This window comes from Paraburkholderia sartisoli (assembly GCF_900107685.1).
In the GTDB taxonomy this organism is placed as follows: domain Bacteria; phylum Pseudomonadota; class Gammaproteobacteria; order Burkholderiales; family Burkholderiaceae; genus Paraburkholderia; species Paraburkholderia sartisoli.
In genome coordinates this window covers 389346-401444 of record NZ_FNRQ01000006.1, presented here as the reverse complement: position 1 = coordinate 401444, position 12099 = coordinate 389346, and the positions used below count along the sequence as shown (strand labels likewise).

10 protein-coding genes are annotated in these 12099 nt (G+C 66.9%); 5 read left to right on the top strand and 5 right to left on the bottom strand.

Going from position 1 to position 12099, the window contains the following annotated elements:
* Positions 1 to 11: 11 nt before the first annotated feature.
* From BLV45_RS19690 to BLV45_RS19680, 3 genes are all read right to left on the bottom strand, one after another.
* Positions 12 to 1235, bottom strand: coding sequence for a porin (locus BLV45_RS19690; protein ID WP_090535638.1), 1224 nt, complete (start codon positions 1233 to 1235; stop codon positions 12 to 14).
* Positions 1236 to 1309: 74 nt separating this feature from the next.
* Positions 1310 to 2494: an acyl-CoA dehydrogenase family protein gene (locus BLV45_RS19685; protein ID WP_090535637.1), complete on the bottom strand. Its 1185-nt coding sequence runs from the start codon at positions 2492 to 2494 to the stop codon at positions 1310 to 1312.
* 35 nt (positions 2495 to 2529) lie between these two features.
* Positions 2530 to 4635 carry an acetate--CoA ligase family protein gene (locus BLV45_RS19680; protein WP_090535636.1) on the bottom strand — a complete coding sequence of 702 codons (2106 nt, stop codon included), beginning with the start codon at positions 4633 to 4635 and terminating at the stop codon, positions 2530 to 2532.
* Between the two features lie 160 nt (positions 4636 to 4795).
* Between BLV45_RS19680 and BLV45_RS19675 the strand changes: the two genes are divergently transcribed.
* From BLV45_RS19675 to BLV45_RS19660, 4 genes are all read left to right on the top strand, one after another.
* Entirely contained in the window at positions 4796 to 5599 is an 804-nt protein-coding gene (locus BLV45_RS19675; protein WP_090535635.1) for an IclR family transcriptional regulator, read from the top strand.
* 45 nt (positions 5600 to 5644) lie between these two features.
* Positions 5645 to 6427 (top strand): IclR family transcriptional regulator, encoded by a 783-nt coding sequence (locus tag BLV45_RS19670; RefSeq protein ID WP_090535634.1) that lies wholly within the window; start codon positions 5645 to 5647, stop codon positions 6425 to 6427.
* A gap of 243 nt (positions 6428 to 6670) precedes the next feature.
* A complete protein-coding gene (locus tag BLV45_RS19665) occupies positions 6671 to 7906 on the top strand; it encodes a PepSY-associated TM helix domain-containing protein (protein WP_090535633.1) in 1236 nt (411 codons plus the stop codon).
* A 146-nt stretch (positions 7907 to 8052) separates the two neighbouring features.
* Positions 8053 to 9648 (top strand): Na+/H+ antiporter, encoded by a 1596-nt coding sequence (locus BLV45_RS19660; protein WP_090535632.1) that lies wholly within the window; start codon positions 8053 to 8055, stop codon positions 9646 to 9648.
* 424 nt (positions 9649 to 10072) lie between these two features.
* Here the strand turns inward: BLV45_RS19660 and BLV45_RS19655 are convergent, their stop codons facing one another.
* Together BLV45_RS19655 and BLV45_RS19650 are read right to left on the bottom strand one after the other, a co-directional pair.
* Positions 10073 to 10819: a CbtA family protein gene (locus tag BLV45_RS19655; protein ID WP_090535631.1), complete on the bottom strand. Its 747-nt coding sequence runs from the start codon at positions 10817 to 10819 to the stop codon at positions 10073 to 10075.
* A gap of 11 nt (positions 10820 to 10830) precedes the next feature.
* The gene (locus BLV45_RS19650; RefSeq protein WP_090535630.1) at positions 10831 to 11040 is read right to left on the bottom strand and encodes a CbtB domain-containing protein; all 210 of its coding nucleotides are present in this window, start codon (positions 11038 to 11040) and stop codon (positions 10831 to 10833) included.
* A gap of 236 nt (positions 11041 to 11276) precedes the next feature.
* Here BLV45_RS19650 and BLV45_RS19645 point away from each other — a divergent pair, with 236 nt between their 5' ends.
* Positions 11277 to 11885, top strand: coding sequence for a histidine phosphatase family protein (locus tag BLV45_RS19645; RefSeq protein WP_090535695.1), 609 nt, complete (start codon positions 11277 to 11279; stop codon positions 11883 to 11885).
* Positions 11886 to 12099 lie beyond the last annotated feature (214 nt).

Genomic DNA, 12099 nt, shown 5'->3' with positions numbered 1-12099 from the left:
CGATGCGCGCGTTAGAACCGCTGCTGCAACGCGACGCGCACGCCGATCTGATGGTTCGTCGTGGACGGGCTGAAACCGCTGATCGAGGCCACCGCCGGCTGGCCGAGCGAATCGCGGCCGCTCGCGCGCTGCAGCACGGTCAGCAGATAGACGCTCGTGCGCTTCGACAGGTTGTAGATCGTGCCCAGATCGAGCTGCAGATATTTCGCGCCGCCGTCGCCATTCACGGAGTTGCGGTCCGTGTAATGGATCGCGCTGCCGACGAGCCACGCCGGCGTGACCTGCGCGCGCGCGCTCAGCTCGAAGCTCGTGAACGCAGCGGTGCCCGTGTACCCCAGCGGATTAGGACCCGACGTCGAGCCGAGCCCCTCGAAACGCGTGTTCGTCACGACGAAGCCGAGCGTGACCGCGCTGATCGCGTACTGGAGCGCGGCGCCCGCAATCTGCGTCGTCTTCGCGGACGCGTAGCCCGCATCGACCGGATACGACTCGGGCGTCGCCGGTGAGCCGAACGAGCCTATGTTGTTGGCCGTCGTCGTGCCCTTGTTCGGCGTCGTGCCATACAGCGACACGTTCGGGTCGCGCGCGTTCAGGTAGCCGGCCGCGATCAGCAGCGAACCCACGCTGTAATGCGCGCCGAGCGACCAGAGCTGGTTCTGCGTCGTGCTCCCGGCGATGCCGCCGAGGCTGTAGAGACCCGCCGCCGCGAAGCCGCGGTAATCGGGCGTGCGGAACTTGATCGCATTGTTGATCCGGCTCGTGTTCGACAGGCTGTCGACGTCGTCCGGCTGCGCGCCCATGTAGCCGGCCCACTGGCCTGTCGCCGTCAGCGGCTGCACGAAGTCGGTGTACGTGTCGTATTGACGGCCGACCGTGACGCTGCCGAATCCGCCCTGCAAGCCGATATACGCCTGGCGGCCGAACTCCGCGCCGCCCTGGGCGAGCGCGCCGTTGTTCAGCGTGTAGCCGCTTTCCAGTACGAACACGGTTTGAAGGCCGCCACCCAGATCCTCGACGCCACGCAGGCCCCAGCGGCTGCCCGCGACGCCGTTCGCGCTCCCGTCGCTCACCGCGAACTGGTGCGCGCCGTGCAGTCCCGACGCCGTTCGCGACGTCTGCGTGTTGTTGACGTACGTGAGGCCGAAGTCGATCAGGCCGTAGAGCGTGACGCTGCTCTGTGCATGCGCGCTGAACGCGAGTGTGCCAAGCAGCCAGCCGAGGTGCCGGATTTTCATGAACAAGTCTCCAATGTCAGATTTTGTTTATATGGATGAAACCAGCGCGGCGCGGTCGAACGACCGCAACCGCTTTACTGCCCCCGACACGTCTCGCGCGCGGGCGGCGCGTACTGCCTGAGCGCGCGCTGCGCGATCGCGGCGCGATGCACTTCCGATGCGCCATCGAAGATGCGAAACGGGCGCACCTCGCGATAGAGCGCGGACAACACGGTGTCGCCCGAGATGCCGAACGCGCCGGTCAGTTGCACCGCGCGGTCGACCACCCGGCCGACGGCCTCGGAGACAAAGACCTTCGCCATCGACGATTCCTGCTTCACGGACTGTCCGGCGTCCATGCGCGTCGCGACGTCGTACGTCATCAGGCGGGCGGCGTACAGGTCGATCTGCGAATCGGCGATCAGCGTCTGCACGGCCTGGTGTTGCGCGAGCGGCTTGCCGAACGAGTCGCGTCCCGCGACGTAGCGCGCGGCGATATCGAGCGCGCGTTGCGCCGCGCCGATGAACCGCATGCAATGCGTGAGACGCGCGGGTTCGAGCCGCAACTGCGCGTGGCCGAAGCCTTCGCCGACCTGGCCCAGCACCGCGTCATCGCCGACCGTGCAGCCCTCGAAGTCCAGTTCACAATGCGAGCTGATGAAGCCGTCGAGCGCGTCGATCACGCGCACCATCCGGTAGCCCGGCGTATCCGTATCGACGATGAACATCGTCGGTCCGCTGTCGGTCTGGGCCATCACGATCGCGAAGTCCGCGCCGAGCGCGCCGCTGATGAACCACTTGCAGCCGTCGATCACCCACCGGCCGTCGCGCCGGGTCGCGCGCGTGAGCAGCATCGACGGATCGGAGCCCGCGCCCGGCGGTGGCTCGGTCATCGCGAAACACGATCTCGCGGTGCCCGCCGCCAGCGGCTTCAGGTAGCGCTCGCGCTGCGCGTCGGTACACAGGCTCGCGAGCATCAGGATGTTGGTTTCGTCGGGCGGTCCGGCGTGCAGCGCGTGCGGGCCCAGCAGGCTGCGGCCGGCCTCTTCGAGAATCACGGCGCGCTCGCGAAACGACAGCCCGAGGCCACCGAGTTCGCGTGCAATGCCGGGGCCAAGCACGCCGGCTTCGCGCGCTTTCTCGCGCAAGGCGTGAATGACCCTGTCCTGTGCGGCGAAGTCGTGCGCGAGCGCGTTGTCCTCGCACGGGATCACGTCTTCGTCGATGAACGCGCGTACGCGCAGTCGAAGTGTTTCCAGCGGTGTCTGGTTCGGGTTCATAAGGCTCCCTCCCTCCCGATGCGATGCGGTGCGTTTCATGCGCGCGCGACGATCAGCGCGTCGACGGCGCAGGCGGGCTGTCCGTGCGGCCGGGCAATAAACGGATTGATGTCGATCGACTCGATCGTGTCCGCGTTCGCCGCCGCGAAGCGCGACAACGCGGCGAGCGCTTCGGCGATGGCGTCGACGTCGACGGCGGGTTGGCCGCGCACGCCGCCGAGCACCGGCCAGCCGCGAATCTCGCGGATCATCCGGTGCGCTTCCGCCAGGTCGAACGGCGCGCGCCGGAACGTCACGTCCTTCAGCACCTCGACGAGAATCCCGCCGAGGCCGAACATCACGACCGGGCCGAACACCGGATCGCGCGTTACGCCGAGGATGCATTCGACGCCGTTGCCGATCATCGGCGCGACGAGCGCGCCGTCGATCCGCGCGCCGGGCACCGCGCGCGCGGCGTTCTGCGTGACGCGTTCGAACGCCGCGCGCACCGCTGCCTCATCGGCGAGGTGAAGCGCGACGCCGCCCACGTCGGACTTGTGCGCGATGTCGGCGGACAGCACTTTCAGCGCGACCGGAAAGCCGGCCGCCGCGGCCGCCGCGGCGGCTTCGCCAGCCGTCGACACCGCGCGGCTCTGCACGACCGGAATGTCGGCTGCGGCGAGCAGTTGCAACGCGGCGGCTTCGTCGAGACGCGCGCTGTGAAGGGTCACCGGTTCGGGCAGTGCAATGGGCGCGGCGGCGCGCTCGAAGTGCCGTCGAAAGCCGTGCAATGCGGCAATCGCGCGCACGGCGGCGGCGGGTTCCTCGAACGTGAGGCAACGCTGCGCTTCGAGGAACTCGCGGTTCGCTTCGTCGAAAATCGACACGACCGCGACCGTCAGCTCGGGATGCGCGGCGCGCACGCGCGCCCAGAGATCGGTGACGAGCGGCCGGTGCTGCGTCGAAATTCCGGTGACGGCCTGGAACGACACCAGCGCGTCGTAACCGCCGTGCGCGAGCATCGTATCGACGGCGTCGCCCAGCAGCGCGGTGTCGTTGAGCACCTGGCCCGTGATGTCGACGGGATTGACGGCGGACGCGAACGGCACACGCTCGAGAATCACCTGCTGCGCGGCTTGCGGCAGCGCGGGCACCGACAGCCCGAGCCGGTGCGCCTCGTCGACCATCAACACGCCCGCGCCGCCCGAGATCGACACGATGCCGAGTGCGTCCGACGCGGGCATCGGCGCGACCGAGCACGCATAGCCGATGTCGAACAGTTCGTGGATGTCGTTCGCGCGGTAGACGCCGTACTGGCGCAGCACCGCGTCGTAGATTTCATCGCAGCCGGCAAGCGAAGCCGTGTGCGACGCCGCCGCGGCCGCACCCTGCGTCGTGCGCCCGACCTTGCACATCACCACCGGCTTGCGCTGCGCGCGCGCGAGTTCGAGCGCCGCGCAGAGCTTGTCGCCGTCGCGCGCGCCTTCGAGATAGCAGAGGATCACGGACGTCGCCGGATCGAGCGCCTGCCACGCGAGCGCATCGGCGAGTTCGATGTCGGCCTCGTTGCCCGTCGACACGAAGTGACTGACACCGAGGCCGCGCCGCTGCGCCAGCATCAACGCGAAGATGCCGAACGCGCCGCTCTGGCTGATGAGCCCGATGTTGCCGCGTAGCGGCGCGGCGATTTTCAGCGCCGGCGTGAAGGTCGCGTAGATGCGCTGATGGTTGTTCACGAAGCCGAGACAGTTCGGCCCGAGCAGCCGGATTCCGCTTTCCTCGACGAGCGCGCGCAGGTTGTTCTGCGCGCGCCGGCCCGCTTCGCCGGTTTCGGCGAAGCCCGACGAAAACATCACGATGGAGCGCACGCCCGCGACGGCGGCGTCCTCGACGGCGGACATGACGCCGGAGGCGGGCACGGCGCAGATCGCCATATCGATCGGCGCGCCGACGTCGCGCAGGGAGGGCCACGCCTGCAGGCCCTGAATGCGATCCTGCTTCGGATTGACCGGATAGATCGCACCGGGATAACGCTGGTTCAGCAGATATTCGACGGGCAGCCCGCCGATCTTCGCAGGGTTCGACGAAGCGCCCACCACGGCGATGGATGCGGGATTGAACAGGGCGTCGAGCGCGGCGCGCTGGCTGGAAGACAAGGGCATTGAAACCACTCCGGACTGGGACTGAAGATGTGGTTCAAGCCTAACAACCTGGCAGGATGCCGATATTAGGGTTTCGCTATGTTAAACACCGATGCGCCACGCGCCGCGCTGTGCTTGAATAGGCGAAGCGCCAGACAGGCGCATTTTTCCGCTCACATTCATGGCCTCATATCCGCTCCGTAATCCCCAGTTCGCGACGACGCTCGCGCACGGTCTCGAACTGCTGAACTGCTTCAAGGTCGGCGAACCGGTTCTCGGCAACAAGGAATTCGCCGAACGAACCGGCCTGTCGAAAGCGACCGTTTCGCGCCTCACGTACACGCTCGCGATGATCGGATTCCTGCGCTACGACAACAGCGTGCGCAAATACCGGCTCGGGTCGGCGGCGGTGTCGGTGGGCTATCCGTTCCTGCAGGGCATGCGCATCCGCGAACTGGCGCGACCCCTGATGAAGGAACTCGCCGACGCGACACGCGGGTCGGTGTCGCTCGGCATGCGCGACCGCACGCAGGTGGTGTATGTCGAAACGTCGCGCCGGCATGAATCGCTCGCGTTCCGGCCGGATACGGGCGCGACGCTACCGGTGCTGGCGTCGGCGATGGGGCGCGCGTGGCTGGGACGCGCCACGCCTGCCCAGCGCGACGCGGTGCTCGACCTCGTGCGCACCCGCGATCCGGTGCAATGGCAGACGTGGCACGCATCGCTCGCGCCCGCGTTGCGCGCGTTCGGGAAGCGGGGCTTCGCGCTCAGCGAAGGCGAGATCAAGCGCGACATTCACGCGGTGGCCGTGCCGATGCGCGCGCCGATCGACTCGGAGATTTTCGTTTTCAACTGCGGCGTGCCGCGGATCCAGCTCGGCCGCCATACGCTCGTCGACGAAATCGCGCCGAAGCTGATCCAGATGGTCGAGAGGCTCGAACACGAACTCGAGGCGCAGCAGGACGTCGCGCCGGCCGGCAAATAACCATGAAGCACGCAACCATGAACCGCATTCACAAGGAGCCCGGCCATGTTCGCGCTGCCTGACGACGATGACCGCCAGTTCGCCGTCACGCTGGCGCGCGGGCTCGAAATATTGCGCTGCTTTCTTCCCGGCGAAAGGACGCTGGGCAATCGCGATTTTGTCGAACGCACGGGACTGTCCAAAGCCACGGTTTCGCGGCTGGCCTTCACGTTGACGGAGCTCGGATACTTGCGTCACGACGTCGAGGCGCGCAAGTACCGGCTCGGTGGCGGCGTGCTGTCGATGGGCTATCCGCTGCTGGCCGGCATGCGCGTCCGCCAGATCGCGCGGCCGTTCATGCGCGAACTCGCGATGCAGATACGCGGCGCTGTTTCGCTCGGCATGCGTGACCAGGCGAACATGGTCTACATCGAAAGCTGCTCGGTGGACAAACGCTCCGACACGCGGCCCGACGTCGGTGCGGTCCATCCGGTGCTGCGCCTGGCAATGGGGCGGGCGTGGCTCGCGGGCGTCGGTCCCGAGGAACGCGAGGTGGCGCTGAACCAGCTGCGCGTCGGCGTGCCGGACCAGTGGCAGCGATACCGGCCGCAACTGGATCAGGCGATGCGCGACTACGCCGAACTGGGCGTGTGCGTGTCGCACGGCGACATGCAGAAGAACATATACGCCGTCGCGGCGCCGCTCTGCGCGCCGGTCGACTCGGAAACGCTGGTGTTCAACTGCGCGGTGATGGACCACACGCCCCAGGCGCGTGCGCTGCTCGACGACGTCGCGCCACGGCTCATCGCGATGGTCGCCAACGTCGAGTCCGCGGCGGGCTTGCGGTAGACACGGGGCCTCAGCCAGCCGTGCGCCGTTGCGGCGGGCAACGCGGCGCTTCGTGGCGTGACGGCCAGTTGCGAAGGTCCGAAGGTGAGTCAGGCCACCGCTTTCGGACAACTTGCAGCCGGGGCCATCAACCGTTAAGATGCGAACAATTCTTATTTACAAAGAGAGTCGATTCGCCGTGTTGTCCGCCGCGTCCCCGTTTACCGCCCAGCCTTTGCGCGTCGGCGCGACCTTCCGCGCAAGATGAGGCCGCTGCTCGTTCGCCTGCATCGCTGGATGGGCGTCGCGACGGCGCTGTTCCTGTTCGTCGCCGGGCTGACCGGCGCGCTGATCGCATGGGATCACGAACTCGACGCGGCGCTGAACCCGATGTTCTTCAACGCCCGCACGCAGGGGCCGGCGCTGCCTTCGCTGGAACTCGCACAACGCATCGAGGCGGCCGATCCGCGCTTTGACGTGACGTATCTGCCGCTGGGCGTCGAACCCGGCAAGACGCTACAGATGATGGTGCTGCCGCGCACCGATCCGAAGACCGGCCAGCCGTATGCGCTCGGCTTCAACCAGCTGGCCGTCGATCCCGCGACCGGCGAGATCCAGGGGCGTCGCGAATGGGGCGCGGTATCGGTGGCTCGGATCAACCTGATTCCGTTCATCTACAAGCTGCACTACACGCTGCATCTGCCGTTCATGGGCAGCTTCGACACGGGCACCTGGCTGATGGGCATCGTCGGCATCGTGTGGCTGTTCGACAGCGTGATCGCGCTCGTGCTGTCGTTTCCGAGCGTGAAGGCGTGGCGCAAGTCGTTCGCGTTCCGTTTCGGACGCGGCGGCTATGCGCTCACGTTCGATCTGCATCGCTCGGGCGGCGTCTGGATCTGGGGCGTGCTCGCGATCGTCGCGCTGACTTCGGTATCGATGAATCTGTCCGACCCGGTCGTGCGGCCGCTTCTCTCGACCGTATCGACGCTCGAACCGACGCCCTTCAACAACCCCGCGTTGATGCGCAAGGGCGCGCCGGGCGAGGTGCCACTCACGGCTGAACGCATCGTGCAGATGGCCCAGGCCGCCGGCCGCGAACGCGGCCTCACCGCGCCGCCGGGCGCGCTGTATTACGTGCCGTCGTTCAACGCGTACGGCGTGGGCTTCTTCGCGCCGGGCCACGATCACGGCGACGCCGGCCTCGGCAACGCCTGGCTCTACTACAACGCGAACACCGGCAGGCTCGCGGGCGGATCGATCCCGGGCAAGGGCTCGGCCGGCGATATCTTCATGCAGGCGCAATTCCCGCTGCATTCGGGCCGCATCCTCGGCATCGGCGGACGTATCCTGATGAGCTTCACCGGCATCGCCGTCGCCGTGCTGAGCGCTACGGGCCTGATGATCTGGCTGAAGAAGCTCGGCGCCCGGCGCCGCTCCGCGGCCGCGGCGGCCGCCGCCGTACGGTCGCGCGTCGCGCGAGAGTCGGCGGCGCAGTCCTGAGCGCTGCGTCCGTCCGGCATCACGCGCCGCACTCCTGAGCGCGATGTCGCGCATGAACATCCTGTTTGTCGAAGCGCTGTGGCTTAATACGCGGGCACGCGGTGCCATCGTCCACACGACTTCACTATCGACATCCAGGTCATCTCATGTCTTCTGTTGCCGCCTTCAAACTGGTACTGCTTTCGCTCATCGCGATCATCGGGCTCGAACTGCTCGCCAAGCGCCTGCGTCTGCCGCCCGCCGCTGCGTTGCTGATCGGCGGCATCGGCATGGCCTTCGTGCCGGGTCTGCCGCCCGTCAACCTCGATCCGGCGCTCGTGCTGATCGTGTTCCTGCCGCCGCTCCTGATGGACGGCGCATGGTTCTCCGTATGGGACGAGTTCCGGCGCGATCTCGCCGGCATCCTGCTGCTCGCGATCGGCGCGGTCGCGTTCACGACGCTCGTCGTCGGCCTGATCGTGCATCTCGTCGTGCCCGCGCTGCCGCTCGCGGCCTGCTTCGCGCTGGGCGCGATCGTCTCGCCGCCCGACGCCGTCGCCGCGAAAGCCGTGCTCGAACGCGTCGCGTTGCCGCGCCGCCTGATGGTCCTGCTGGAAGGCGAAAGCCTGTTGAACGACGCAGCCGGCCTCGTGCTGTTCCGCTTCGCCGTCGTGGCCGCGCTGACCGGCGTGTTCAGCGCGCCGCACGCCATCGCGAGCTTCGCGATTCTCGGGCTCGGTGGCATCGCGGTCGGTCTTGCCACTGGGTGGATCTTCGTCAGGCTGCTGCGCTTTCTGAACGACACGGGCGAGCTGTATCTCGTCATCACGGGCTCGGTGCTCGCCGGATGGATCAGCTACATCGCCGGCGAAATGCTCGAAGTCTCCGGCGTCATCTCGACGGTCACCTGCGGCATGGCGCTCGGCTGGCATCAGCACGAAATCCTCTCCGCGAACGCGCGCATTCGCGGCACGGCGTTCTGGCAGGTGATGATCTTCCTGCTCGAGGCGCTCGTCTTCATCCTGATCGGCATCTCGCTGCGCGGCGTGATCGTGCGGCTTGGCGGCGTCGGCGATGCGCTTGCGACGCTGGCGCCCGCGGTCGCGGCGGTGGTCGGCACCGTCGTGGTGTCGCGCTTCGTGTGGGTGTTCGCCGTCGACGGGTTGCACGGCGTGCTGCACCGGCGCATGCGAAAGGGCGCCCACGCGACCGACTGGCGCGCCGCCACGATCAAGAGCTGGGCGGGCATGCGCGGCGTGGTGACGCTGGCGGTCGCGCTGTCGCTGCCGGACGAGATGCCGGGGCGCGACCTGATTCTCGTCGCGTCGTTTGCCGTGATCCTCGTGACGGTACTCGTGCAGGGCACGACGATCGGGCCGCTGATCCGCTGGCTTGGCCCCGAGCATCGGGCCGAACGGAACCCGCGTCACCTGACGGAGCCGCAGGCGTGGGCGCACGTCGAAGCCGCGCAGTTCGCCGCGATCCAGCCGCTGGTTCACGACGCGGATGGCACGGTGATTCACCCGCGTCTGCTCGAACAGTACAGTTACCGCGCGCGTCTCACGGATTCGTATCAGGATCAGACTGAATTCCCCGCCGACCTGCGGGCGGCGCATTACGACGTCGTGCTGACAGCGATCGCGGCCGGCCGTGTCGAACTGCTGCGGATGCGTCGCGAAGGATTGATCCACGACGAACTGCTGTGCGCGCTCGAACAGGATCTCGATTTGCAGGAAGTGTCGGCGCGTCTTGCGCACGGATAGCTTCGGCAAGTCACGCCGATGGGAAAGCTTTGGCCATTCGGCGACCGCCACACAGCCATGCCGACGCAACGCACACCGGCGAAATATTAAAGAAGATGTTTATGAAATTACGGATTTCATGAACATCTTTGTTAATTTTCAAGTAAAAAAACCCACCAACCCCACGGCAGCATCCAGATGGATGTGAGGGAAGCGGTTGCGCCCGGAAAATCCCGCGGGCAGGCATCCGCGGAGTCGCGGCAAAACCGCAGGGAAAAGCGAGGGGACTGAGTGCCAGATAGTGTCGACACGAGATTTGACGAACTCTTTCTCTGGTTGCTGGAGGACCCCGCCTCGCACGCCATGTGAAAGACTGGACTGCGAGCCCAGGCACTCCATTCCCTCTGGAACACCCAGGCCCGCATCAAACAACCATCAAGCGCTATCAGGGAAACGCTGACCGTTCCGCCCCACCCGCACGCAGTTGCGCACGCTCGTCACGCTCGACGAGCCAGCCGAACAGCAGCCCGATCGTCGTCCAGATGATCAGTTGCATGCCGATGGCCGCAATGCGGAAGTGCCACAGCAGCGTGGCCGGGAACGTCCGCGGCACTTCGTTGATGACCGGCATCGAAAGCTGCACGGCCGCGATGATCGCGACGTACACCGCACCGCCGATGATCGCCGCGTTCCATTGCCCGACACGCGCGACCGCGCGCCGCCGCACCTTCAGCGAAAACACGAGCGCGGCCAGCGATATCGCGATCATCAGGAAGAAGAGCCCGGTGCGCATGCCGATCGTCTCCGGATCGCCGACCGACGGTGGATTGGCCGGATACTTGAGATTCGGCACGATCACGAGCGCGATGAACGCGCCCGCCGCCAGCGTCGCCGACAACGCGCGCGCGCCCAGCCTGCCGACGCGTCCGTACGCGTACGCGAACGTCAACGCGAAGAGTCCGCCGAACGCTGCGCCGTACACGACCACGCCGGTCAGCAACCCGAGACCGGCCTGCGTTTCACGGCTGACGAGTTCCGGTTCCGGCGCTTCGCCACGCGCGGCGGCCGCTTTTTCCTCGAAGGAAATCGCCTGATCGACGGCCGGCTCGCCGGCCACGCGGGCGAACGCGAACGTGAGAAGTCCTGCGGCGATGCCTGCGAGCATGCCGCGTACCAACAGTTTGCCTACCATGTGTATCCCCGTTAGTGGCAGGGGAAGCCAAGCAGATGGCGGCCGTCGTGGACGAACTCGTGAACCATCATGCCGGGAACCAGCGACGTCGCGCCTTCTTCAGCGCCAACGAAATACAGCGCGAGCAGAAGCAGCAGTCCGCCGAAGACAACCCACGGCAAAAGTTCGCGCAGGGGAATGGGTGCAGGTTGAACGGCCGGCTTGAAAACGGCGTCAGTCATGGTGTATCTCTCCAGGGGTTACGCGCCCCGACAGTCGATGGAAAAAAGATGGCCACGGGTGGCACAGGGGTGACACGAAGCTCAGGTCTGGCTTTCGACTCCTTGTTGAGCCGATTACAGTGGCGCGACCGCGCCGGGCTTACACCGGCTTCCGCGCTTCGGTCCCGATATTCTACGCGCTAAACTTCGCGCGCCAGCGCGAAGAACGCGCGACGCACTCACAACAGGGACAGCACATGCAGACACGGTTGCTGCTGATCAGCCACCCGGCGACACGGGCGATGCGCGTGGGCGCCTTCCCCGCGGACGATCCGCTCGATCCGCGCGCGCTCGACGCACTCCGGGCCTGGCACGGGCGTGGGCTGATCGCCGCTCAAGGTGCCCAGGCCGCGCAGGTCTTTCGCAGCGCGGCGACGTGCGTGCGTGAAACGGCCGAGGCGCTCGGACTGGAGGCGCAAATCGTGCCCGCGCTTTCGGATGCCGATGCGGGCGAATGGCGTGGCCGGCGTCTGCACGAGCTTGCCGCCGCGCAACCCGAGGCGCTCGCCGCGTGGATACGCTCGCCTGACGCCGCGCCGCCCGCTGGCGAATCGTTCCGGGCTGTGCTGGCCCGCGTCGGCGCGTGGCTCGATGCGCTTGCGCCTTCGTCTTCAGCTTCACTTTCACCGGCCGGCGGCATGCAGGTGATCGCGCTTACGCATGCGGTCGTGATGCGCGCGGCGCTCATTCATGTGCTGGGCGCACCGGCTGAGTCGTCTGGGCGGATCGAGATCGCGCCGCTGTCGATCGTCGAATTGCGGCGCTCGCGTGAAGGCGCGTGGACGTGGCGGCCGGGCGCCAGCTGAAAACATCAGAAGGGAAGGAAACGGCAGAGGAAAAACAGAACATGCCTTCGTACCCGCTGGGCGCCACGTCCGACGCGGTAACGTCGAAGCGCGCTCCTGCGTCGCCAACGGTAAGGCGACACGACATCCGATCCGTAGCGTGTGGCTACGGCGGGCGGCCGGCGCGGGTGTGCTGGCCCGCGCGGCTGTCCGGGCTTGAAAGCAATGTAGAAAA

Excerpts from the sequence above, each read along its gene's own strand:
- BLV45_RS19665 (WP_090535633.1), top strand. The coding sequence starts at position 6,671 with ATGAGGCCGCTGCTCGTTCGCCTGCATCGCTGGATGGGCGTCGCGACG.
- BLV45_RS19680 (WP_090535636.1), bottom strand. The coding sequence starts at position 4,635 with ATGCCCTTGTCTTCCAGCCAGCGCGCCGCGCTCGACGCCCTGTTCAAT.
- BLV45_RS19660 (WP_090535632.1), top strand. The coding sequence starts at position 8,053 with ATGTCTTCTGTTGCCGCCTTCAAACTGGTACTGCTTTCGCTCATCGCG.
- BLV45_RS19685 (WP_090535637.1), bottom strand. The coding sequence starts at position 2,494 with ATGAACCCGAACCAGACACCGCTGGAAACACTTCGACTGCGCGTACGC.
- BLV45_RS19675 (WP_090535635.1), top strand. The coding sequence starts at position 4,796 with ATGGCCTCATATCCGCTCCGTAATCCCCAGTTCGCGACGACGCTCGCG.
- BLV45_RS19655 (WP_090535631.1), bottom strand. The coding sequence starts at position 10,819 with ATGGTAGGCAAACTGTTGGTACGCGGCATGCTCGCAGGCATCGCCGCA.
- BLV45_RS19670 (WP_090535634.1), top strand. The coding sequence starts at position 5,645 with ATGTTCGCGCTGCCTGACGACGATGACCGCCAGTTCGCCGTCACGCTG.
- BLV45_RS19690 (WP_090535638.1), bottom strand. The coding sequence starts at position 1,235 with ATGAAAATCCGGCACCTCGGCTGGCTGCTTGGCACACTCGCGTTCAGC.
- BLV45_RS19650 (WP_090535630.1), bottom strand. The coding sequence starts at position 11,040 with ATGACTGACGCCGTTTTCAAGCCGGCCGTTCAACCTGCACCCATTCCC.
- BLV45_RS19645 (WP_090535695.1), top strand. The coding sequence starts at position 11,277 with ATGCAGACACGGTTGCTGCTGATCAGCCACCCGGCGACACGGGCGATG.